The organism is Xanthomonas sp. fls2-241-TYG-148, from assembly GCF_030208815.1.
GTDB classification, from domain to species: domain Bacteria; phylum Pseudomonadota; class Gammaproteobacteria; order Xanthomonadales; family Xanthomonadaceae; genus Xanthomonas; species Xanthomonas campestris.
In genome coordinates this window covers 16,962-40,309 of the sequence record NZ_JARVTE010000006.1, presented here as the reverse complement: position 1 = coordinate 40,309, position 23,348 = coordinate 16,962, and the positions used below count along the sequence as shown (strand labels likewise).

Sequence of the window (23,348 nt, the reverse complement as noted above, 5' to 3'; positions counted from 1 at the left end):
TACAGAGGGCATGACAGCGATCATTGCAGTGGCGATGTAGCGGCACCAGGCAACGTGCCGCGCCGCTCTGCGGGGCGCAGTGCGCAATGCACGCATACGCCTCCCCAGACTGCGCATCTCGCCTGCATCCGGCACAATGCCGCACGCATGCATGCCACGTCCGCGCCCGATTTCCGTCTGTACCCGTCCAATGCGCTGGATACCCTGGCCGCCTTGCTCGCCGAAGAACTGCGCCGGCCGGTGCCCGAGCAACCGGTGTTGCAGCCGGAGGTGGTGCTGATTCCGCAGGTGGCGATGCGGCGCTGGCTGCAGTCCACGCTGGCGGCCGAACACGGGGTGGCGGCGAATCTGGAATTCCTCACGCCCGGCGAATTCGTCGCGCGCGCGCTGGAACGCAATCTCGGCCCGGCCGACGACGACCTGGATATGGCCACCACGCAGTGGCGCCTGTACCAGACCCTGCAAGGCGAACTGGGCAGCGACGCGGCGTTGGCGCCGCTGGCCGGGTATCTGGCCGATGGCGATGCGCTCAAGCCGTGGGCGCTGGCCGGCGAGCTGGGCGGCGTGTTCGAGAAATACCAGGCCTGGCGGCGCGACTGGTTGCTGCGCTGGGAAAGCGGTGCCGACGCGGACGACCCGCAGGCGCGGCTGTGGCGCAGCATCGCCGGCGGGCGGCAATACCGCGCGCGCCGCATCGGCCAGTATCTGGACCGCTATGCGCGCCCGGACGGCCCGCTGCCGCAGGGCTTGCCGAAGCGGTTGTTCGCCTTCGCCATCCTCAATGTGTCCCCGGACGTGCTGCGCGTGCTGGCCACGCAGGCGAGGGTGGGCACGCTGCATTTCTATCTGCCCACGCCCACGCAAGGCTATTGGGGCGATCTGCAGACACTGTGGCAGCGCCGCCGCGAGGGCGGGGCGGTGGCGTTGTTCGCCGAGCAGGTGCAGGAAAATCCGTTGCTGCAGGCCTGGGGCGCGGCCGGGCGCGATTTCATGGCATTGGTCGGCGATTACGAAGTGGTGCACCCGCTGGCCGAGATCGCCGCCTACGCCGACCCGCTGGACGCCGGCCGCCGCACGCTGGCCGAGGGTGGCCTGGGCGACAGCCTGCTGCGGCGCATGCAGAGCGACCTGTTCCATCGCCACGCCCCGGCCGTGCCGCCCGTGTTGCCGGCGGTCAACCTGCACGACCCCAGCCTGCAGGTGCACGCCTGCCACACGCGATTGCGCGAGCTGCAGGTGCTGCACGACCAACTGCGCGCGTTGCTGGACGATGCGCGCTTCGACCCGCCGCTGCAGCCGCGCGAGATCGCGGTGCTGTCGCCGGACATCGACCCGTACGTGCCGTATCTGGACGCGGTGTTCGGTGGCCATGGCAGCGACGACGGGCTGCCGTACGCACTGGCCGACGCCAGCCCGCTGGCCAGCGAGCCGTTGGCCGATGTGTTCCTCACCTTGCTGGGCCTGCCGATTTCGCGCTTTGGCCTGCACGAGATCCTGGACCTGCTGGCCAGTGCGCCGATCGCCGAGGCCGCCGGGCTGGATGAAGCCGGGCTGGAGCGCCTGCGTGGCTGGTTGCACGGCGCCGGCGCGCGCTGGGGGCTGGATGCAGTGCATCGGCGCCAGCACCAGGCGCCTGGCGACGATGCCTACACCTGGCGCTTTGCGCTGGACCGCCTGCTGCTCGGCCACGCCAGCGGTGCCGAGGACGACATCGACGGCGTGGCGCCCTGGCCGCAGCTGGAAGGCAGCGCGCTGGCCGCGCTGGACACCTTGTTGCGGCTGCTGCGCGTGCTCGATCGCCACCAGGCCGCGCTGGCCGAGGCGATGACGCCGGTGCAGTGGCGCGAATGCCTGCTCGGCCTGCTGGAGGCGCTGATCCCGGCCGCCCCCTCGGCGCCGCGGGCGCAGCGCGCGCTGGAGCGGCTGCGTACCTTGATCGACCAGTTCGCCCGCGACGCGGTGCGCGCCGAGTACGCCGGCAAAGTGCCAGCCGAGGTGGTGCGTGCGCACTTTGCCGCGGTGCTGGGCGAGTCGGACACGCGCGCGCCACTGCTCACCGGCGGCATCAGCTTCGGCCGCATGGTGCCGATGCGCCTGCTGCCGTTCCGCGCCATCTGCCTGCTGGGCATGAACGATGGCGACTTCCCGCGTCGCGACCCGGCTGCCGGGCTCAATCGCCTCACCGCCGAACTGGGCACCGAGCGCCGCCGCCATGGCGACCGCTCCACCCGCGAAGACGATCGCTTTTTGTTCCTGCAGTTGTTCGCCTCCGCGCAGGAGGTGTTCTATCTCAGCTATCTCGGTGCCGATGCGCGCGATGGCACGGTGCGCGAACCCTCGGTGCTGGTGAGCGAGCTGCTGGGTAGCGCCGCGCAGTACCACGCCGATCCAAAGGCGATCGATGCGCTGGTGGTGCGCCACCCGTTGCAGCCGTTCGCTGCCGCCGCGTTTGGTGCGGTGGGCGAAGACGGCGCCGACCCGCGCCGTTTCAGCTACCGCCGGCAATGGCGGCCGGCCGTCGACAGCCTGGCCGGGCAACGCCAGCCGCTGGCGCCGTGGGTGGCCGGTGCGTTGCCGGCCGACCCCAGCGCGTTGCCGGCCAGTGTCTCGATCGACGACCTGCGCCGCCTGTTCGCCGACCCGGCCGGGCAGTTCCTGCGCCATCGCCTGGGCATGCGGTTGCCGGACCCGGCCGGCGAAGACAGCGACCTGGAGCCGTTGCTGGCGCCCACCCGCGGGCTGGAGCAGTACGGCTTGCAGCAGCAGGTGTTCGAGGCCGCCGTGGCCGGCGATGCCGATGGCCTGTACGAGCGCTTGCGTGCGCGCGCACTGCTGCCATCGGGACCATTGGGGCGGCGCCAGCTCGATGAGCGCCTGCGCCAGTTGCGCCCGTATGCCGACGTATTTCGGCAGTGGCGTGGCGATGAACCGGCGCAGTCGCACCGGCTGCAGGTGGAGATCGACGGTACCAACGTCCACGGCCGCGTGCCCGGGTGGTATGCGAACGGGGTAGGGCGTGTGCAGGTGGGCGCGCTCAGCGGCCGCAGCGCGATTCGCGACGGCCTGGAATGGCTGCTGCTGCGCGCGGCCGGAGAGCGCGTGCCGTTCGTGCGCTTCTTCGAGCACGACGACAGCCTGGGCCCGCATCCGATCGACGCCGAGCCGCTGTCGCAGACGCAGGCACGCGCGGCCCTGGGCGAATTGCTGCAGCTGTACCGGCACGGCCTGCAGACGCCGCTGGCGTTCGCGCCGTACAGCAGTTGGAAATACCACCAGGCCGCCCGCAACGACGAATGGGACAAGGCCATCAAGGACGCGCACGGCCAGTGGCAATCGAGCTTCGGCTGGAGCGAATCGCACAGCCCGGAGCTGCGCCTGGTCACCCGTGGCCGCGACCCGTTCGGCGATGCGCAGCAGTTCGCCGACTTCGCCCGCACCAGCCATCAGCTGTTTGCGCTGCTCGAACACGGCAGCGCGCCGGCACCGCTGGATCCTGCACGCGTGATCGAGAGTTGGCGGCAGTGGCGTGGCGCGCAGGACGACGCCGAATGAGCAACAGCCCCGTGACCGACCCGTACCTGCACCTGCCGCTGCACGGCGTGCGCCTGATCGAGGCCAGCGCCGGCACCGGCAAGACCTTCACCCTGGCCACGCTGTTTGCGCGGCTGGTGGTGGAGCGGCGCCTGCGCATCGGCCAGATCCTGGCGGTGACCTTTACCGAAGCCGCCACCCAGGAGCTGCGCCGTCGTATCCGCGAGCGCCTGGCCCTGGCCGCCACCCTGGTCCCCGACGCCCGCGCAGACGCGGCCGCAACCGAACCGCAGACAACGCTGCTGCCCAACGCCTCATCGGCTGGTGCAGGAGCGGCCTTGGCCGCGACCGAACCCACCCAGACCCAGGCGAGCGATGCGCCATCGCCTGCGATCAACATGGCCCCGCCCGCGACCGCGCCCGCCGACCACCCAGCGCAGACACCCCCGCACCCACACGCACAGGACGCACCCGACGCCGTCCTCACCCGCGCCATCCTCACCGCACACCTGGCCACCGGCACCGAAACTCCCACCGCGCTACGCCGCCGCCTGCAGCAGGCGGTGGAAGAAATCGACCTGGCGGCCATCTTCACCATCCACGGCTTCTGCGCGCGCGTGCTGCGCGAACACGCGCTGGAAAGTGGTCAGGCGTTTGCCGCGCCGCAACTGCTGGCCAACGACCGCGAACTGCTCGGCGAGGTGGCCGCCGACCTGTGGCGGCAGCGCGCCGCCGATGCCGCCATGGCCGACGATCTGGTGGCGCTGTGGCCGGCCGGCCACAGCGCCCTGGCCAGCGACCTGCGCGCGCTGGTGCAGCAGCCCGAACTGCTGCCCGCTGTCGCCGCACCAACGTCGGACCCGCAGCCCGCGCGCCAGGCAGCCGCGCAGGCCGTGGTGGCCGCGTTGCGTGCGCATGGCGATACCGCCTACGACGCGGTGGCCGCCGCGTTCGAGCACAAGATCTTCGATGGCCGCCGCGCGCGCCGCCCCAGTTTCGACAAGGCCTTCGAGCAACTGTGGCAGGGCAGTGCCGAGGCGCATTGGGTGCTGGACGACGGCGGCCATCTGGACAAATTGCTGCCGCAGCGCCTGCGCGAATTCTGCAAGGACGGCGCGCACGACCGCGTGCCGTGCTCGCCGCTGTTCGACGCGCTCGCCGTGTGGCAAAAGGCCGATGCAGTGGTGCGCCAGTGGGAAGGGCAGCGCCGCATCCGCCTGCTGCATGCGCTGCGCGACGATGCCGTGCTGCAGCTGGCGCAGCGCAAGCGCCAGCGCCGCGTGCAGACCTACGACGACCTGGTCGATGGCGTTGCCCGCGCATTGCAGGGCCCGCAGGCCGAGGCGCTGGTGCAGCGGCTGCGCGCGCAATACGCCATTGCGCTGGTGGACGAATTCCAGGACACCGACGACCGCCAGTGGCAGATCTTCTCGCGTGTGTTCGGGCCTGAGCACGCTGCCTCCGGCGAGGCACTCGCGCCAGACGATGACGCGGATTTCGACAACGCTGCCGGCGCCGCGCCGCCGCGCCTGCTCGCCTTGATCGGCGACCCCAAGCAGGCCATCTACGGCTTCCGCGGCGGCGACGTGCAGACCTATCTGGCCGCGGCCACCACCGCACAACGCGCGCCGCCGCTGGAGCACAACTTCCGCTCGCGCCCCGGCGTGCTGGCGGCCATCGACGCGCTGTACGCGCAGGCCGGTTACGCCGAGGCCTTCCTCACCGAGGGCATCGCGTTTCATCCGGTGCAGCCGGGCACCAAACGCAGCGACGCCGATCTGCAGCGCGATGGCGCCGCTGCCCCGGCACTGACGCTGTGGCGCGCACCTGCGCCGCCACCGCCGGCAAAAGGCAAACCCAAACCCTGGAGCGCCGGCCGCGCGCGCGAGCTGTGCACCGCTGCCTGCGTGGCCGCCATCCGCGGTTGGCTGGCCGGTGGCCGCGACGGCAGCGCCAGCGTCAATGGCCGCCCGGTGCAGGCCGGCGACATCGCGGTGCTGGTGCGCAGCCACGGCGAGGCCACGCGCATCCAGCAAGCGCTGGGCGCGGTGGGCATTCCTGCGGTGGCGGCCGGCAAGCAGAGCCTGTTCGCCACCGACGAAGCGCTGGAACTGCTTGCCTTGCTGCAGGCCCTGCTCGACCCGGGCGACGACAGCCGCCTGCGCGCCGCGCTGGCCACCGTGCTGATCGGCGAAGACGCCGCCGCCATTGCCGCCCTCGAACACGACGGCGAGCGTCATCGCCGCTGGCAGCAGCAGGCGCTGGACTGGCGCGAGCGCTGGCAGCGCGGCGGCCCGTTGGCCCTGGTCGGCGATCTGGGTGCCACGCATGGGCAACGCCTGCTGGCCCTGGTCGATGGCGAACGCCGCCTCACCAACTACCTGCAACTGGCCGAGCTGCTGCAGGAGGCCGACACCCGCGCGCTCGGCCCGCACGGCCTGGTCGACTGGCTGGCGCGCCGCATCGCCAATGCCGACGACAACGACGAGACCCAGCAGCTGCGGCTGGAATCGGACGCGCGCCGCGTGCAGATCGTTACCCTGCACAAGAGCAAGGGCCTGGAATACCCCTTGGTGTTCCTGCCGTACATCGGCATCGGCCGCGCTGATAAAAGCCCGGGCCGCCACTGCGTGGTGCACGCGCCGCCGCATGGCCGCCAGCTGCACTGGAACACCTCCAAGTTGAGCGCCGACGACACTGCTAGCTGGAGCACCGCCGAGACGGCGTGGAAGCAGGAACAGCGCGCCGAAGACGCACGCCTGCTCTACGTCGGCCTGACCCGCGCCGAGCACGCGCTGTGGATCGCCACCGGTGCTTTCCACCAGCACGAGCGCACCGCGCTGGCGCCGATGCTGCGCGACCCGGCCGCACTGCAGGCCAGCGCCGGTGCAGGGGTGATCGCCCTCGACGACACCGCGCCGCCGGCCACGCTGCCGCGCCTGCCCGCCGACGACGCGGTGCAGGTGCCCGCCGCGCGCGTGGCGCAGCGCCACGTGGTGCCGGACTGGTGGGTCTACAGCTTCACCCAGCTGGCCAATGCCGACGCCGGTAGCGACCCGATGGCCAGCGCCACGCTCGCCAGCAGCGGCGGCAGCGACGAACCGCCGGCCAGCGAGCCGGTGAGCGCGCCCGCCGAGGTGGAGGCGTTCGACCCCCGCTTTGCCGGCAACCGCTTCGGCGTGGCCATGCACGATGTGTTCGAACGCTGCGACTTCGCCGCCTGGCGCAACTGGCGCCCCGGCCAGCCCGCGCCCGAGGGCCAGGCCGCGGCCATCCTCGAAGCGCTGCAACGCGGCGGCTACGCCCAGGACGAACTGGACGACGGCCTGGCCATGCTCACCCGCCTGGTCGGCCACACCCTCACCGTGACCCTGCCCGAGGGCACCTGCCTGGCCGCGGTGCCCGAGCCGCAGCGCCGCAACGAGATGGAATTCCACTTCGCCATGCGGCCCACCCGCGTGGACGCCCTGCTGGCGCTGCTGCACCGCTTTGGCGTGGTCACCGAGCGCCAGGCCTTCGGCGCGCGCCAACGCCTGGAAGGCCTGATGACCGGCCTGATCGACCTCACCTACTGCGCGGACGGGCGCTGGTATGTGCTCGACTACAAATCCAACCGCCTGCCGGCCTACGACCCCGACGCCCTGGCACGGGCCATGGCGCACAGCGAGTACGAACTGCAGGCGCTGATCTACACCATTGCCTTGCACCGCTGGCTGCGCTTCCGCCTGGGCGCCGGCTACGACTACGCCCGCGACTTCGGCGGCGTGCGCTACCTGTTCTGCCGCGGCCTGGACGCCGCCCGCCCGGCCGCCGACGGCCAGCCTGCGCCCGGCATCCACGCCTGGCGCTTCGACCCCGCCCTGGTCACCGCCCTGGATGCCCTGTTCGCCGGCGCGCCGGAGACTCCGGACGCATCAGCGCCTTCGGCCAACCGGGCGACTTATCGGGATGAGGGCACGTCCGCGCCGGGAAGGACCGCACCATGATCAACCAGGCGTCATTCCTTTCCAGCGCTGCGCCGGATTTCCTCTCCCCTCGGGGCGAGCAGGCAGCGCGTACGCGCCACGGTGGGCTTGCCTGTTACCGCCACGTGGTAGCGCGTGCAGCGGAGCGGAACGAGCGCTGGGCAGAGGGCACGTCTGCTTTTGGAATGGACAGCACCATGACCGACCAGCCTTCATTCCTCTCCAGCGCTGCATCGAATTCCCTCTCTCACCGTGGCGAGCAGGCTCCGCGTGCGCGCTACGACGTGCTTGCATGGGAGCGGCCACGCGGTCACGCGCGTGCGCAGGTGCCGAGTGAGGAAAACGGCGGGGGCACGTCGACCTCGGGAGGCACTGCACCATGACCCAACCCACCTCCCTGCTCGACGCCCTGCAACGCGCCGGCAGCCTGCGTACCATCGACCTGGCGCTGGCGCAAAGCCTGCAGCGGCTGGAACCCGACACCCACGGCGACGTGTTGGGCGCCGCCGCGCTGGCCTCGCTCGCAGTGGCCAGCGGCCATGCCGGCCTGGACCCGGCACGCGTCAGCGTGCTGCTCGACCCCCGCGACGGCCCGCCGCCCACGCTGCCCACCCCGGCCGACTGGCAACGCACCCTGGCCGCCTCGCGCTGGGTGGCCGAGCCCACTCCCGACGAGCCAGCCGCGGCCGACTGCCCGCTGGTGCTCGAACACGGCCTGCTCTACCTGCGCCGCTACCGCGAGTACGAACGCCGCCTGGCCCAGGGCCTGCGTCGCATCGCCGCCCACCCGCAGCCGGCCTTCGACGCGGCCGCGCTGGTCCCGCTGTTCGCGCAATTGTTCCCCCAAGCGTCCCCGCTCTCTTCGGAAGAGGGTGCCCGACGCGCGGGTGAGGGCACGCAGCTGCCAGTGCCCTCCACCGACCGCCAGGCCCAGGCCGCCGCGCTCGCACTGCGTCGCGCGCTGCTGCTGGTCACCGGCGGACCCGGCACCGGCAAGACCACCACCATCGCCCGGCTGTTGCTGCTGCGAATCGCCCAGGCGCTGCACGCCAGGCACTCCGGCGTGGCTACTGCGGCCGGCGTCGGCAACACATCTGCCGGTGAAGCCACGCAGCATCCCGCCTCAAGGGGTGCCAGCGCACCACCACCAAGCGCATCCACCACGGCCCCTGTCTCACCCTTGCGCATCGCCCTGGCCGCGCCCACCGGCCGCGCCGCCGAGCGCATGGCCGAGAGCCTGCGCGGCGCCGTGGCGCGTGCCATCGCCAGCGGCGTCGACCCCACCCTGGCCGACGCCCTGCCCACCGGCGCCAGCACCCTGCATCGCCTGCTCGGCGTCATCCCGGATTCGCCGCACTTCCGCCACGACGCCGACAACCCGCTGCCGTTCGACCTGATCGTGGTCGACGAGGCCTCCATGGTCGACCTGCCGCTGATGTGCAAGCTGGTCGACGCCGTGGCCGATGGCACCCAGCTCATCCTGCTCGGCGACGCCGACCAGCTGCCCTCGGTGGAAGCCGGCGATGTGCTCGCCGCCATCCTGCAGGCCGCCGGCCCCGGCGATGCCCTGCAACAAGACGATGCCCAGGCGCTGCAGCCACTGCTCGGCAACCTGTCTGGTGACGTCACACCCAAAGCGGCCACGCCGGCCACCACCCACAGCGGCGGTCTTGCCGGCCACCGCGTGCACCTGCTGCGCGGCTACCGGCAGGCGGAAGACTTCGCGCTCGCCCCGCTGGCCGACGCCGTGCGCGCCGGCGACGCCGACACCGCCCTGGCCCTGCTGCGTAGCGGCACCCTGGCCGGCGTGCATTTCCACGAAGACGGCGAAGACCCGCTGGCACTCGGCCGCGACGCACTGCTCGCCCACTGGCGCGCCCTGGCCGACGCACACGACCCCGCCGCCGCCCTGCGTGAGGCGGGTCGCCTACGCCTGCTCACCGCCGTACGCGCCGGCCCGCAGGGCGCCCGCGGCCTCAACGCCCGCATCGAACAACTGCTGGCCGAATCCGGCTCCGGCGCCCGCCGCCTCGGCAGCGCCTCGCCCTGGTTCCAGGGCCGCCTGCTGCTGATCACCGAAAACAGCTACCGCCACGGCCTGTTCAACGGCGACGTGGGCATCTGCCTGCGCAGCGAAGCGAGTCCCTTTTCGGAGCGCAGCGACACAAACGCTCCCTCGGAGCGCAGCGACGCGAGCACCGTTACAGCGCGTAGCGACGCAGCTACGTCTTCCGGCCCAAGCCACAGCATCGGCACCGCAAATCGCGCCGACCCCGTCGCCGATCGCCGTGCCCAAGGCCCCTTGGTCGCCTGGTTCGAAGGCGACGGCGACGGCCAGGTGCGCGGCTTCCACCCCGCCGCCTTGCCCGCGCACGAAAGCGCCTTCGCAATGACCGTGCATAAAGCCCAAGGCAGCGAATTCGACACCGTCTGGCTGCAATTGCCCACCCGCGACGCCCGCGTGCTCAGCCGCGAACTGCTCTACACCGGCATCACCCGCGCCCGCCGCGCCCTGCACCTTGCCGGCAGCGAGGCAGTGCTGCGCGCAGCGCTCGCACGGCACGCCGCGCGGATCTCGGGCCTGGCGTGGCGGTTGGGTGGGGAGCAGCAGGCGGCACCCGCCAAGCCAGCAACAGAACCATCCACTGCGTTGCCCGTGCAGGGGTCGTTGTTCTGATGGGCGCGAGCCGGCGCAATGGCAGCAGGGAAAAGTGTTCTCAGGCAAAGAGCTGTAGCAAAAGACAGTTATTCGAAACTTTCGAATAACTGCCGCCGACAGCAATAGCTGCGACACCAAGCATCAAAATCGCGGCGATCATCGCCAATGAGCACGAGGCATCTGTCCATGACAGTCCTACCCAACATCCACCCCGGCGAAATCCTGTTCGAGGAGTTCCTCGAGCCGATGGGCATCAGCCAGAACGCACTGGCGCGGGCCACTGATGTACCGCCGCGCCGCATCAACGAGATCGTGCTGGGCAAGCGTGGCATCACCGCCGACACCGCCGTGCGTCTGGCCGCCGCGCTGGGCACAACCGAGCGCTTCTGGCTGGGCCTGCAAGCCGATTACGAGCTGGAACAGGCGCACCGCGCGCTGGGCGATCTGCCGTCACGGATCAAGCGGCTGGCGGCTTGAGGGGAAGGGTGTCTCGCACGTCACGCTGACAACGGAGCACGCCCAGTGACCTGTAAGGCCTGTCGATGGCGGAGCAGCGCAGCGTGAGCATGCACAGGCAGGAACGCGCACACTGATGACTGGTGTCACCCTAAACGCGAGGTCAGGCGATCCACCTGACCTCGTCTGCCAGGTAGCAGGCAGGGCGGCTTACTTGCCCTTCTTTTCCTGCTTGGCCGCGCGCTTTTCCTTCAGCGTCTTGGTCGGCTCTTTCTTCTGGCTCTTCTTCTGGTCCATCCCCTTGCTCATGACACCCTCGTAGTTGTTGGATTGATCGGTGGGCAGCGCCATGGCCTGGCGTGCCTGCGCACTGTACGACGTGCGCGTGGCGGAGGGCAGGGGGGATTGGCACGCCGGGAGAAGGGCCGCCTCAGGCATGGCGTTTGGTGGCAGGCCCAGCTGCCCATCGACGCGGCCGGTAAAGCCCCAAAACGCAAAACGCCCGCGTGCGACGGTGAAGGTCGGCACGCGGGCGCTGGCGACAGCGGCGGCCCTACTTGGCCGGCACGCGCTGGTACTGCTCGCTGCCGGTATTGAGGTGGCCGTTGGCCTCATCGATGGCGAAGTTCACCGTCTCGCCATCGCTGGTGACCTGCAGCGCCCCGTCCTTGTAGACCGCCGGGTAGCTCTCGGTCTTGGGTTTACGGCTGAAGAACTTCGGCGTGGTGCTGCGGACCATGAAGGTCTCGCCATTGCGCTCGATGTCCATCGTCTCTTCCTGCGTCTGCACGTTGACCCAGTGGCCGACGAACTTCTCGCCCTCCACCTTGGCGCAACCGCTCACCAGCAGTGCCGCGGCCAGCGCGGTGCTCATCCACTTCATCATCGTGTGTTCTCCCGTTGAGTCTGCGGCGAGGATGGCGGGCGGGGGATGTACGGGAGGTCAAGGCCGCACAATGACAGGCCGAATATGAGCGCCCCTCATACCCTGAAAAAACACAACCTCACCGCGTTACCCGCTACTTCCTTGCGCGCACAGAAAAAGGCTGGAAGATCACCAAACAGCTTGAGCTATGGGTAAGCTGAGGTCGTCTTGCAGCCCCGCCAAGGGGGGCTTTCAGATGCCTCCGCCATGAAGTAAGGAGAAATAATGAGTATGGGCGCCTATCACCTGAATCCATATCTCGCCTTTGCTGCAGTGATTTGTATCTCGACGGCGGGATGTACTTCGCCTGCGCAGGCAGTTGCGTCGCAGCGCGAGCATTTGAGTCAGCACAAGGAGCAAGCTCCGGTCGCTTGTCCCTCGAAGGATTTCAACACGTTTCTTCAGCGATATGCCGATGTTGCCAATGACGACGCACGTCGCCGTTTCACTAACGACCCGTTGGAGTACGAGGTTCCGACTCATACGGTTGAAGAAGAAACTGAGTCATCACCAGATACGCATATCTCCAAGCGAACCGGCCCCTCTCGCCTTGAATTATTCCCCTACCGGTACTTCAAGGATGCAAAAGTATTCGATCAACTAGCCGCAGGAAGAAGCAAGCCTGAGCCAAAAAGTGAGGTTGGCTCTCATGTCTCCGTAGAGCTGACGGCTAACGAAGGTCGTAAAGTAAATTTCGGTATGGAATACGAAGTAGATACCTACGTATTCGAGAAGCGTCAGGGCTGTTGGTACCTGACACGGGCGATTAATCTCAGGGACTGACAAGGAGTTGGGATATGGCAGCACAGGATGTTAAACAGCAGACCCCCTATCGCGTCATTCAACTTGAGTGGGATGCGAAAAGGGGAGAGCACAACGAGGCTGTCGGAAACTTCGACGAGTTAGTTACGCACCATCCCAAAAGCAACAGTGATGCTCATCTGGTCGACGGCAAAGTCGTGGGCGGTCAAGCAGGTCGGACGCTGGGAGTGGTTGGTGGCGAAATCCAGGAGATCGAAGTCTCCAAGGCAGGTAAGGACTATGGCCTTCGTCCTGATCAGGTATTGTTGAAGAAGGACTTCATGCTTGAGGATTCCAGGTTGCCTTCTGGGCCTGCTTCAAGGTCGCTGGATGTTCCGTCGCCCGTTGCCGGCGTTGTTGGTACGGTCAATACGTCAAAGGGGTTGGTCGATGTGCTGGATCGGGAAGGTGGTGATGTCATCCTCCGTGTCCGGCATATGTCGCCACTCCACGTAAAGGCTGGCGATCAGGTCGAGTACGGCCAGGCGTTAGGCGTGCAAGGCAAGCAGGCAACAGGAGCAATTCACGTGCATATGGAGGTGGACAGTCGCTACTACCAACAATACGAGAACTATGTAGGCGATTTGGTCAGCGGTCGCCTGTCGATCGATACAGAAAGGCGGGATCGTGGCATTGAACCCAGGCCGTTCGTGGATGACGGAACAATCCGCATCGGTGAATCGTCCGAGATGGTTCAAAAGGTGCAGCAAACATTGAATGCCGAAGGCTATCGCGGCGCAGACAATCAGCCACTTCAAGAAGATGGTGTCTACCGTCTTTCGATGCAGGCAGCAGTGATCAACTACCAGCAGGCGCATGGCCTTTCTCAAACAGGCGACATCGACCCCGCGACATTGCAGCAGATTGCTCCGCGTACCTTCCCGCCCGAGTTGAATCGGGAAGATCACAACGCCACGCCAACCTATCGCAATATCCAGGGCGCCGTGCCCTCGCTAGACCCACTACATCGTCAGGCCGAAGAGGCCGTGCGGCGCTTGGAACAGAACCTTGGCCGCGACTATGACGACAACAGCGCGCGGCTGGCGGCCAGTAGCGCCCACCTGGCTAAAGCGAACGGACTAACGCAGATCGACCATGTCGTGTTGAGCAATCAAACAGCGTCCGTGGGGAGGGGCGAGAACGTGTTTGTGGTCCAGGGCGCATTGGATAACCCCGCCCATCTGATGGCGCACATGAAGACCAGCGATGCTATCGCTCAGCCTGTAGAGCAATCTCTATCGCAGCTGCAGACGCTTAGCGAAACGCAGCGGCAGCAACAGGCCCAGCAGCAAAGTCAGCAGCAGGATCAACAACAGCAGCTGAGCGCGCCCCAGCATCGAATGGTCTGAGCAGCTGAAATTTTCGTCTGGCAGTTTGACTCAGTGGCCGACGAGCTTTCAACCTCCACCTTGGCGCAACCGCTCACCAGCATTGCCGCGCCACTGCGGTTCCCATCCACTTCATCATCGTGCGTTCTCGCGGTGAGGCTAGGGGTGAGCATGGCGGAGGGGATGCGCGGGAGGCCAAGGTGGACCCGACCAGGCCTTCTCACGTGAGCGCTAGCGGGGGTAGAGAAAGTCAACCTGACCCCGTTACCCGCAAGTTAGGAAGGAACAGAGAAATAAGCTGATTTTGCTAGACCACCTACGTGCCCATGACCCTCTTCATTCTCAACAGGAGAACTCAAAGATATGAGTGACCCGTGCGGCTACACATTTAGTCAAAAAGAAAGATTCAGCTAGGATAATTCAGATTAATCTAGTCATCAAATTCGACGACTGATAATTCAAAACCAGCAACGGATTTTACCTTCCAATCTCCACTGGCTGTGTCCTCGATGGCCTGCACCAGCTGCTGAGCCACATGTTCTCCAGCGAGCCGGCTTATATGTTCGTATATAAGTATGAAATCGGTGTTATCGTGGATTTTATCGCCTATTATCTCGTGCTGGCTTAAGAAGGCTTGATGGCCATAACCAGTAACACTAATTCCGTTGCTTGCACTAATTTTACGCGACATAATCTATCCATTTTAAGTTGCTAACGACCATCGAAATCAGCTGTGGAGCTATCTAAAGTGGCCCATTAGCTTAAGTAAAATTAACAAGCGGGCAATTTTCCAAATGTCGTTCTTGTGATATTAATCAATTTTCCTAAATCACGCTGCGGCCGCCCTTCCCTCAAATTCTCTGATCCACACTGACATGTCGGCGATATCCGAAATTATATTATGTGGGTCAATTGAAGGTAAGGGTGTGTCGTAAGGCTGTGCGTGTTCAAATGCTGAGTATTTAGTCATCATTTTTTCGATGAGGGCGCAATCATCTTTCGAGATCACGGTCAACCGGTTCAGCATTCCATTGGTTTTTATCTCTCTTCGATAGCGCATTACGACCTTCGCGCACAGGTGGTCCTCGACTACGCGCTCAACCAAGATACGAAAGTTGCCGCACGCGGCTTTGAGTAACTCTTGTTGCTGATCGTCGTCCAACTTCATAGCGGCACGAACCTTGCCATCTAAATCGTTTAGCCCCTTCTTTGGCGACTGCGTAAAAACTTTTATGGTGGCAGGAACACCAGCTTCCGTACCCTTTCTGTCAATAGCGACAACATCTACGACTACTGTGCCTTTAGCTTCTTGCTTCTCGGCAGCATGCTCAATGAGTACGCCCATAGAAAGGCGGTGCGTAAATACAATTGTTTGCCGGGTCTTTGCCAGCTCGACCAACCTTGCGGTCACTGCTTCTTCGAAACGCTGATCGAGGGAGGAAATGGGATCATCAAAGATGACAGGCAATGAACGATCTGTCCCAGTTACATCGGCAAGAAATGCAGCTAGAGCCACAACGCGCTGCTCGCCTTCGCTCAAGACATCGCGACTCTTTACCTTCCCAATCGCGCTATCGAGACCGATGGAAAACGAAAAGATGCCCTTTCCCTCTAACTTGTGCACGAGATTAACAGGAATAGTAGTTCCACCTAGTGCTTTCAATTCAGTGTTGAATCTTTCGACAAAGCCGCCCGCTAGTTCAGATTTTCCCACCTCGTTACTAAACTTGGTGAGCGCATGGGTCTGAGCCAAGCGCACACTGTTTTCTAATTCGGAAACATGCTTTTTGCGGTCTACCTCGGCCAAAACGGCATCTTTAATTTTAGAAACCCACTCTTGAGCCCGCAGTTCGAGTAGCTGAGCGTGTTTATGCTCCCGACCTGTTGGGTCGATGAGAGCAGCCAATATGTCTCTTTCTGCGGTTAGTGCTGCCATAGTAGACTCAACCGCCGACTGAAAAGGATTCCAATCCACCTGCGGGGCTTCAGCATCATATGCCCGCAGGCGCGCTAAGCGCTGATCGATCTGCAATCCCATTAAAATCGCTGCTTCTGGTGTCATTCCACTCCATAATGCGACGGAGAGCCAATAGGTGCTGGGATGCGAGCCTGGAATGGTGGCTATCAGGTCAGTTAACGTTTTCTCTGCTACCGCCGCTTGAGATTGGAGCTGGTTAGTTACGTAGGCTGTGAAATCGGCCATCCGCTTCTTAGCATCTAGCTCTAATGATTGCTGGCATAGCACGCATCTAGCCCCCTCGTCGATGTTCGGATACACGTGTTCTGGGTAGGCTGTCTTTGCAAAGTCCGCTGCAGCCATCCATAAACGCTGCCAAGACTTCTCGCCGACTCCAGGCAGAGGAATGCCATCTAAAAAACATTTGGCATGGTCTATAGCTGCCTGTCGGGCCTCAGTAGCCGCTGCTTGGGCGTCGGCCAGGGCTAGGCCGAGGTCATCGCCAAAGGTGGCCGCCCATGCTGTGATTCCATGGCTTAATTCCTTGATGCGCTGGAGGTCTGCAATAACTTTGGCGTATGCCACTGCTGGATCAGCCTGGGCTAGAGCTGACTCTTGACCCACGCGATCAGCTAGTTGGGCTTCGGTGAACTGGCAGCCCTCGTTGATCGTTTTGATCGTGGTGGTTGCTACAAGGCTTTTATGGAAAGCAGCTGCTTGCGTATTTGCGAACTCCACGGGAATAGGCGGCAAGGTTGACACCAGCGCTTGAGTGCGCAGCCGCAGTCGCTCTGCAACCTGGTCGGAGATATCAATTAGCAGGTTTACGAAACGCATAGTCCGAGGCAAATGCGTGGCTGTCGAGGCAGTCTGCCCTAAGTGGGTCGCAGTAGCACTATCAAAAACGTGAACCGACGCAAGAAGCTGGAGGGTGCCCTGGGATGCTTGCCAAACAACGTCCTTCTCATCTGTGAAGGGCTTGCTATCCTTCATGCCGATTGCCGAGTAACGCACAGTAGCAGAAACGGGTTCATTAGTAGTTGCAAATACGTTACCGTATATAGGTTCTGCCGTTTTCGCGCCGCACATGTGTTTCATAAGCCGTGCGTAGCCAGATTTTCCAGCTCCATTAGGGCCATAAACTACTGTCAGGTCGCCTGAAAGATTTAGCTCGGCCCGAGGGCCAAATGCATTGACTCCGTGGATATGGGAAAGCTTATTGATCCTGAGTTTAGGACCCACCGGCGTAGCTTGGATTATGCCCGGGATGAGCGATGGATATGGAACGGGAAGTTTACCTGTAGCTTCTGCGTGGCAATGATCCGCTAACGCATCGATGGCTGCGTTATCGGGCATCTTACCCTTGGATACTAAATTTTGAGCTGCAACTCGCAACCAGCTTGCGCGGGTGTCGAGCCAGCCCTCTACCGAGGCTGCTGTTGTGGTGTTTTCCATATTCATCTTCTCCTAAAAAACGGGGGGCAGGTCCACTTATGCAGTTCCTCTGCACTTCGGGAACTGAATGCAGCCTAGGAAGTTCTCGCCAGTGCGCCGGTTTCTTCGGTGCACAAGCGCGCTGCCACAGCGTGGGCAGCCTAGGGCAGTGCCGGTTGCGGAGACAGTGGACCCAGTTGAGGCAAAGACAGGGTCGATGCGTACTGGTGACGCAGCAAGTTGTGTTGCCCCTTGCTGTTGCACCGCTCGGATCATGTCCAACAACTGTTCGCCGGCAATCAACTCAATCGGCTTGCCTTCGGCAAAGCGCTCAGCGTCCTTCGTGTAGGTACCGATACAGGCGATCTTTACTGCGTGGGCTTGGTGATGGGCTAGCAGGCCGTACATCTCTCGCACGACGCTGACGCCAACCTGCTGGCGCTTCCATTGCTTGCATTGCACCAGTGTGCGGCAGCCGTCCTTGCGCAGGATCAGGTCGATGCCGCCGTCGGCGCCGCCCAGGCCGGTTTCTTCAACGCTGTAGCCCTGGCGGCGAAATGCTTCGCCCACTAATTGTTCGAACTGTCGCCAGCCGCCGGCGGCCAGGCTCTCCAGGCTTGTGCGTGTTTCCAGAAAGCGCCGCCGGCTGCGTGCGCCCAGATAGGAGAACAGCCCGGCGAGCCAGCAGATGCCAAGCAGCATCCACGCCAGTGGTCCAAACATCGCCGTTGATTGCTGTGCAATGCCCTGCGACAGCATTCCGCCGTGATGCGAGAACCACCAGCCAATGCCGTAGCGCACGCCAAGATACGCAACGATTCCTGCAACAACGCCCACCGGCCACGGCAACGTAGCCAACGCTTCAAACCCGCTTTGTTTCTTTCTGCGTCCCATGCAAGAACCCCCGTTCCAGCTTTGACCATAGCCGCTGCAACGGGTTTTGTCAGCAGACCATCGGTGCTGATGCGCGCAATGTCGCATCTGCTATCGGCGCGAGGTTTTGAGCGCACACGAGCCTGATTTCGGCGCTACAGCTTGAGTTCGCTTGCACGTGCATCGGCTTACTCGCACGCGCATGAGCATCGATACCCTCAACCAGGCCGCACAAGAGTGCTGTGTGGGTTGTCCAATCTCGTGTGTCATGGAAAGCGCTCGAACGTCGCGTGACGTTGGCGAGGCGCGGCACAGTTGCAGATGGTGTCGTCGCGGCAAGGTACGATTCCCGTCTATTTGCTTGAGTGCGCTTTCGCCGCTGCCATGTCCGTTCCACGCCCCATCCGCGATGGCATTCCCGCCAGCCAGTTCCAACTTCCCGCTGGCCCCTGGCAGACGGTGTTTGAGGCGCTATGCACTTGCTTTCCGAGCGTGGCTGCTGCCACGTGGCGTGACCGCTTCGCGCGCGGGCGTGTGCTGGATGCGCAGCAGCAGGCACTGGAGGTTTCTGCGCCCTATCGGCTGGGCGCGGAGATCTACTATTTCCGCGAGGTGGTGGATGAGCCCATCATCTCTGCGGTAGAGACGGTAGTGCATGCCGACGCGCATCTTGTGGTTGCCTGCAAGCCGCACTTCCTGCCGGTCGTCCCCGCGGGTGCGTATGTGCGCGAGACGTTGCTGGCCCGGCTGGTGCGGCGCTTTGATAATCCGTCGCTGGTGCCACTGCACCGCATCGACCGCGATACCGCCGGGCTGGTGCTGTTCTCAGCTAATCCGGCAACACGCGGGATTTACCAGGCGTTGTTTCGTGAGCGACGCATCCACAAACACTACCTGGCGGTGGCGCCGCCACTACCGGGGCTGACGTTTCCGTATGTGCATCGCAGCCGGCTGGAGCCGGGCCAGCCGTTCTTCCGCATGCGCGAGGGTGTGGGCGAGCCGAATAGCGAGACGGTGATCGATGTGATCGCGCGTGGCGCAAACACGTGGACGTACCGGCTGGAGCCGGTCACCGGCCGCAAGCACCAACTGCGCGTGCACATGGCCGCGCTGGGCGCGCCGATCCTGCATGACCGCTTCTATCCCGACTTGGAAGATCAGCGGCCCGATGACCCTGAGCGGCCGCTGCAGTTGTTCGCACGCACGTTGGCGTTCGATGACCCGATTACTGGAGAGCCTCGGCGCTTCACCGCGACGATCAAACCGACAAGATCGGCTTGAGACGCGAACCTGTGCTTCGCCAAAAAATCAGACGAAATATCTGGTTTTCAGATATCCGAAAGAGCGCGCTACGGTGGCCTTGCGGACATCCCGTCCGCTCACGTCGAGGACGGACGCCATGACCACTTCGAAAGCCCTTTCGACCAATGCTCGGCGAAGCACTACGCCAGCGGCCAAGCTGCAAATGCACGAACAACACTTCACCTTCGGCGTCACCATCGAGCAGATCGACCGGTTCCACACGCTGTTGCGGACGATCACCGCGCAGAGCGACATGGTGGCGGTGTGCAGCGGCAAGCCGCTGGATGCCACCAGTCTGTCGGTTCTGGGCGAGAGCATCTTCAATGCCGCCCGCGCGGTACGCAGCGTGGTCGACGAGATTTACGAGCAGCGGCTAGGTGGCGATGGCCCGGCCGATGCGGCCGAAGCGAGCCGGCAGCGCGGTGCCAGGGTCTGACTGGGCGCCGCGTGTAGTCGGGTCAGCCTCAACGCACCTTGTACAACACCGCCGCACCCGGCCTGGGCTCGAACATCGGCACGGTCTGCTGGGTGAGGGCCTTGCCCTTGGCGTCCCACACCAGCGTCTCGACAGGGTAGTCCTCGCTGCGGGTCATGTTGCTGATCTGCTGGACGATCACCGTCTTGGCGGCGGGCACTTCCGGGTTCCAGGCGAACACGCCCAGGCGGCCATAGAACACCGCCGGCGCGGCGGCATCCAGGCGGCGGTCCGGGCACATCACCAGGCCGCGTTCGAGCATCACGCGCAGCGCGCCGACGGGCACGGCCTTGACGGTGGGCGAGGTACGGTCGGTGCTGTGGCCGGGGCAGACGTTGGCCGAGCGGGTGAGCATGTCTTCGACCACCTGGCGGTCGGGCTGGGCAAAGGCCGGCAAGGCGGCGGTGGACAGGGCAAGCACGGTGAGAGCGGATTTCCAGGGCATCTGACAACTCCTCATGAGGTGACACTCCAATCCTGCAGCCCTGCAAGCGCGGGCTGCTGCCAGTGACGCGCCCGGATCCTAGCAATCCGTTCGTTAAGCACCGGGAACGCGGGGCGCCGCGCCAGCGATGCAGGGGCCGCCACGCAGCGCACGCCGCGCCTGGACAGCGCCGCCACCGCGTGGCGCACATGGCCGTGGCGGGCCGGCGCGAATGACAACGCAAGCTGACGCCTTCACCGGCTGTCGGGAGACTCCTGATTGAGCGGCGGCGGTGCGGCAGATAGCGTGCGCTCTATCACACTGGTGGACTGCCCCATGGAACGCGCCGACCTCATTGCAGCACTGCTCACCGGCATGCGGCGTGCCGAAGATTTTCGCGCGCAGGCGTCGTCGTACCGCACCGCGCACAGCGAGCAGATGGAGCACGACCACGGCAAGGCCGCCGATGCCGAGCTGGTGCTGTCGCTGTTCGCGTTCACGCCCGATCACCTCAAGCTGCTGGGCAGCGCCGGCATCGAGGCCCTGGGCGAGATCGTCTGCCACGCATGGGCGTTGAACGGCGGCAACAACGAGGCGCTGATCCGCTGGTTCCGTGAGCCGATGAACGCACTGGATGGCCAGACACCCGCATCCATGGTGCGCGCCGGGCGGCTGCAGGTCTTGCTGCTGGTGCTACGGCAACAGGCGCAGTGGGAGTTGCCGAGGCGCTCGGCGTGAGTCACTGATGTGTAACAGCGCCGCTGCAGGGCCGGCGCCTGGATGGTGCACATCACAACGCGCCGCTGCGCGCGGCTGAGTCCCCCGGTGCAGGTTGATGGGCGTGGCGCGTTGTCACCCGTGCACGCGAGTGAGTGTTGGCTGACGAAGAACTGTGCTGCACCGTGAGTGGTGTTGATGCTGGCGGTACGCAGTGCAGCAAGCTGCAATGACGCGTTCGTTGCGCGTGTGGCTGCGCAGCGTGCTGTTATTGCTGGGTTGATGCGTGTTGTGCGTTGTCGCCCGTGCGGGCGAGTGAGTGTTGTCTAACGAAGAACTGCGCTGCACTGTGAGTGGTGTTGATGCTTGGTGGGACGCAGCGCAGCGAGCTGCAACGACGCGTCGTCGCGCGTGTGGCTGCGCTACTTGCTGTCATTGGCGATGCCAGCGCACGCAGCGATCGGGCGATCTGCTACGTGCGCTGCCACCGCGATCGTCATGCCCTGACACACCGGCCGCACGTCGCATGCACGGCCGGCACACCCAACAGCTCAGGCATCAACGCAGCGGCACGCTCAGCGCTTCGGTCGCGCCACCGCGTACATCTCCCAGGCGATCTTTTTCATCAAGGCGTTGCTGTCCTCGCCTTCCTTGTATAGATCGAAGTGGGTGCGGCCTTCCAGATAACGGAAGTCGCTCTTGGCGCCCAGGCCGTCCAGCACCGCCTGGAATTTACGCGCCGCGCCATCCAGGTAGAACGTATCGGCGGTGCCCACGATCAGGTGGATCTTGCCGTCCAGGTCGGGCTTGAGCGTGGGCCACTGCGCGGCCACGCGCGCGGAAATGTCGTAGTGGGTGCGCCAGTAGGCCACCACGGCCGGGTCGACTTTGCCGGTGTCGCGGTCGAACATCGGCACCGGGCGCCCGTCGGCGCCGCGCGGCGAGAACACCCACTCGAACGAGGTGAGCTGGCCGCCGTAGGGGCCGAGCACGCGTTCGAGCTTGGCGAAGGTTTCCAGGTCGGCCAACACCTTGCCCTGGTCACGCACCAGCGGGAACTGGCTGCCATCGGCGCGCCGATAAACGTTGGCGTTGGGCGCGTACAGATCCGGGCCGGTGAAGTCGTGGAAGTCGCTGGAATCCGGCGAGGTGGACCAGGTGCCGCCAAATAGCTTGGGGTAGCGCGTCTGCAACCACAGCGTGGCCCAGCCGCCGGACGAATGCCCGTTCAAGAACCGGCCGCTGGCCTTGCCGTCCATCTTGTACTGCTTTTCCAGCGCCGGAATCAGCTCCTCGGTGAGCGCGGTGCCCCAGGGCCCGTTGTTGACCGAATCGGCGAACTCGTGGGTGCCAGTGGGCGTGGCCTGGTCCAGGAATACCCAGATCATTGGCGGCATCTGCTTGGCCGCCATCGCACTCCAGGTGGAGGCGATGCTGCCGGCAAAGCTGTTATAGCCGCCGCCGAAGCCGTGGGTGACATACACCGTGGGATAGCGCGCGGCGGCCTTGGCGTCGTAACCGGGCGGTGTCAGCACGCGCGCACGGATGGACGTGGGCCGGCCCCAGAACGCACTCAGCGCCGGGCTCACCATCGACGCATCGGCACTGTGCAACTTGGCCTCGGGCACGGCATCGCGCACTGCCTGCGGCGCCCGTGGCGATACCTGCCAGGGGTCGTCGGAGACCGGCACCTGTGTGCTCAGGGTCAGCGTAGGCAGCGCGGCGTTCTTGCCCAGCGTGGCCGGCGTGACCGCGCTCAGCAGGTCACCGCCACTGCGGCCGCTGTAGCCGTAGTTGTGGTCCGCATCCAGCACCGCCTGCAGCAGATACTCGCCAGCCGGCAGCGCGGAAAACGCGCTGGGGAAGGCGAGGTTATCCAGGTCGATCTTGACACTGCCGCCGGGCGCCAGGCCGGTGACTTCCTGCGCCGCCACTGCCACCGCGCTGGGGCGGAACGGGCTTGCGTCCACCTGTTCCACCTTGCCGTCCTTGTTGCGCTCCTTGGCCGCCGCCTGCGCGTCCTTGGCCAGGGTGGCGAACACCAGCAAGCGGCCAGACGCGACCTGGTCGCTGGCGCCGCCCAGGGTGACGCGCAGCAAGCGATGGGCCGCCACCGGCGTGGCGGCGTGCGCGCAACAGGCACACAACAAGCCAATGGCCAGGCCCACACGCGGGGCAAGACGATGCAGGAGCATGGAGATCCTTTGGTAGCGGGTGGATGGCGTGGGCGACACCGCCCTGGGCAGACTGTAGCCAGTTTCCCGCCGCTTACGTGCTCTGGGGGCGAGAGGACGTCGCTTGGTGCGACTTGCCGTTGGTGCGGACCTGTTCCAACCGCGAATGCAATGTGGACCGCTTGCGGCCCTCGGGCATGACGGCAATGCCGAAGCGTAATTCGGCCACGGTCACGACCGACAGGAACAGTGTCTCAACCGCCTGCGCATCGATCCAGCCGACAACGCGGGTTGGGCTGAGGCCGCCAGAGCTCGGAGATGACACTG

The 23,348-nt window shown here is 64.9% G+C and carries 16 protein-coding genes; 9 read left to right on the top strand and 7 right to left on the bottom strand.

Going from position 1 to position 23,348, the window contains the following annotated elements:
- The first annotated feature begins 147 nt into the window (after positions 1 to 147).
- From recC to QRM60_RS09350, 4 genes are all read left to right on the top strand, one after another.
- On the top strand, positions 148 to 3,552 hold the full coding sequence (gene recC / locus QRM60_RS09365) for an exodeoxyribonuclease V subunit gamma (RefSeq protein WP_285446062.1): 3,405 nt from the start codon (positions 148 to 150) through the stop codon (positions 3,550 to 3,552).
- Positions 3,549 to 7,517: an exodeoxyribonuclease V subunit beta gene (recB, locus tag QRM60_RS09360; RefSeq protein WP_285446061.1), complete on the top strand. Its 3,969-nt coding sequence runs from the start codon at positions 3,549 to 3,551 to the stop codon at positions 7,515 to 7,517. The genes recC and recB overlap by 4 nt, the downstream gene beginning before the upstream one ends.
- A gap of 358 nt (positions 7,518 to 7,875) precedes the next feature.
- Positions 7,876 to 10,173 (top strand): AAA family ATPase, encoded by a 2,298-nt coding sequence (locus tag QRM60_RS09355; RefSeq protein ID WP_285446060.1) that lies wholly within the window; start codon positions 7,876 to 7,878, stop codon positions 10,171 to 10,173.
- Positions 10,174 to 10,341: 168 nt separating this feature from the next.
- Positions 10,342 to 10,632 (top strand): HigA family addiction module antitoxin, encoded by a 291-nt coding sequence (locus tag QRM60_RS09350; protein WP_119960814.1) that lies wholly within the window; start codon positions 10,342 to 10,344, stop codon positions 10,630 to 10,632.
- Positions 10,633 to 10,821: 189 nt separating this feature from the next.
- Here the strand turns inward: QRM60_RS09350 and QRM60_RS09345 are convergent, their stop codons facing one another.
- Entirely contained in the window at positions 10,822 to 11,139 is a 318-nt protein-coding gene (locus tag QRM60_RS09345) for a hypothetical protein (RefSeq protein ID WP_162604188.1), read from the bottom strand.
- 25 nt (positions 11,140 to 11,164) lie between these two features.
- The gene (locus QRM60_RS09340; RefSeq protein WP_115541473.1) at positions 11,165 to 11,497 is read right to left on the bottom strand and encodes a hypothetical protein; all 333 of its coding nucleotides are present in this window, start codon (positions 11,495 to 11,497) and stop codon (positions 11,165 to 11,167) included.
- Between the two features lie 264 nt (positions 11,498 to 11,761).
- Here QRM60_RS09340 and QRM60_RS09335 point away from each other — a divergent pair, with 264 nt between their 5' ends.
- Together QRM60_RS09335 and QRM60_RS21475 are read left to right on the top strand one after the other, a co-directional pair.
- Positions 11,762 to 12,319 carry a hypothetical protein gene (locus QRM60_RS09335; protein ID WP_103702339.1) on the top strand — a complete coding sequence of 186 codons (558 nt, stop codon included), beginning with the start codon at positions 11,762 to 11,764 and terminating at the stop codon, positions 12,317 to 12,319.
- A gap of 551 nt (positions 12,320 to 12,870) precedes the next feature.
- Positions 12,871 to 13,686, top strand: a complete 816-nt coding sequence (locus tag QRM60_RS21475; protein WP_315968449.1) for a peptidoglycan-binding domain-containing protein — start codon at positions 12,871 to 12,873, stop codon at positions 13,684 to 13,686.
- A gap of 409 nt (positions 13,687 to 14,095) precedes the next feature.
- Here QRM60_RS21475 and QRM60_RS09325 read toward each other — a convergent pair whose 3' ends face one another.
- The 3 genes from QRM60_RS09325 to QRM60_RS09315 form a co-directional block, all read right to left on the bottom strand.
- Positions 14,096 to 14,356 (bottom strand): hypothetical protein, encoded by a 261-nt coding sequence (locus QRM60_RS09325; RefSeq protein ID WP_146049886.1) that lies wholly within the window; start codon positions 14,354 to 14,356, stop codon positions 14,096 to 14,098.
- Positions 14,357 to 14,494: 138 nt separating this feature from the next.
- On the bottom strand, positions 14,495 to 17,083 hold the full coding sequence (locus QRM60_RS09320) for a chromosome segregation protein SMC (protein ID WP_147157520.1): 2,589 nt from the start codon (positions 17,081 to 17,083) through the stop codon (positions 14,495 to 14,497).
- A gap of 30 nt (positions 17,084 to 17,113) precedes the next feature.
- A complete protein-coding gene (locus QRM60_RS09315; protein WP_285446058.1) occupies positions 17,114 to 17,950 on the bottom strand; it encodes a restriction endonuclease in 837 nt (278 codons plus the stop codon).
- Between the two features lie 363 nt (positions 17,951 to 18,313).
- Here QRM60_RS09315 and QRM60_RS09310 point away from each other — a divergent pair, with 363 nt between their 5' ends.
- Together QRM60_RS09310 and QRM60_RS09305 are read left to right on the top strand one after the other, a co-directional pair.
- Positions 18,314 to 19,210, top strand: a complete 897-nt coding sequence (locus QRM60_RS09310) for an RluA family pseudouridine synthase (protein WP_285446057.1) — start codon at positions 18,314 to 18,316, stop codon at positions 19,208 to 19,210.
- Positions 19,211 to 19,328: 118 nt separating this feature from the next.
- Complete coding sequence (locus QRM60_RS09305; RefSeq protein WP_192884080.1) at positions 19,329 to 19,667, top strand: hypothetical protein; 339 nt, start codon at positions 19,329 to 19,331, stop codon at positions 19,665 to 19,667.
- A gap of 28 nt (positions 19,668 to 19,695) precedes the next feature.
- Here the strand turns inward: QRM60_RS09305 and QRM60_RS09300 are convergent, their stop codons facing one another.
- On the bottom strand, positions 19,696 to 20,151 hold the full coding sequence (locus QRM60_RS09300) for a hypothetical protein (protein WP_192884409.1): 456 nt from the start codon (positions 20,149 to 20,151) through the stop codon (positions 19,696 to 19,698).
- 315 nt (positions 20,152 to 20,466) lie between these two features.
- Here QRM60_RS09300 and QRM60_RS09295 point away from each other — a divergent pair, with 315 nt between their 5' ends.
- On the top strand, positions 20,467 to 20,868 hold the full coding sequence (locus QRM60_RS09295; protein ID WP_014509620.1) for an antitoxin Xre/MbcA/ParS toxin-binding domain-containing protein: 402 nt from the start codon (positions 20,467 to 20,469) through the stop codon (positions 20,866 to 20,868).
- Between the two features lie 554 nt (positions 20,869 to 21,422).
- Here the strand turns inward: QRM60_RS09295 and QRM60_RS09290 are convergent.
- On the bottom strand, positions 21,423 to 23,042 hold the full coding sequence (locus tag QRM60_RS09290; protein ID WP_115579733.1) for an alpha/beta hydrolase-fold protein: 1,620 nt from the start codon (positions 23,040 to 23,042) through the stop codon (positions 21,423 to 21,425).
- Between the last annotated feature and the right edge of the window lie 306 nt (positions 23,043 to 23,348).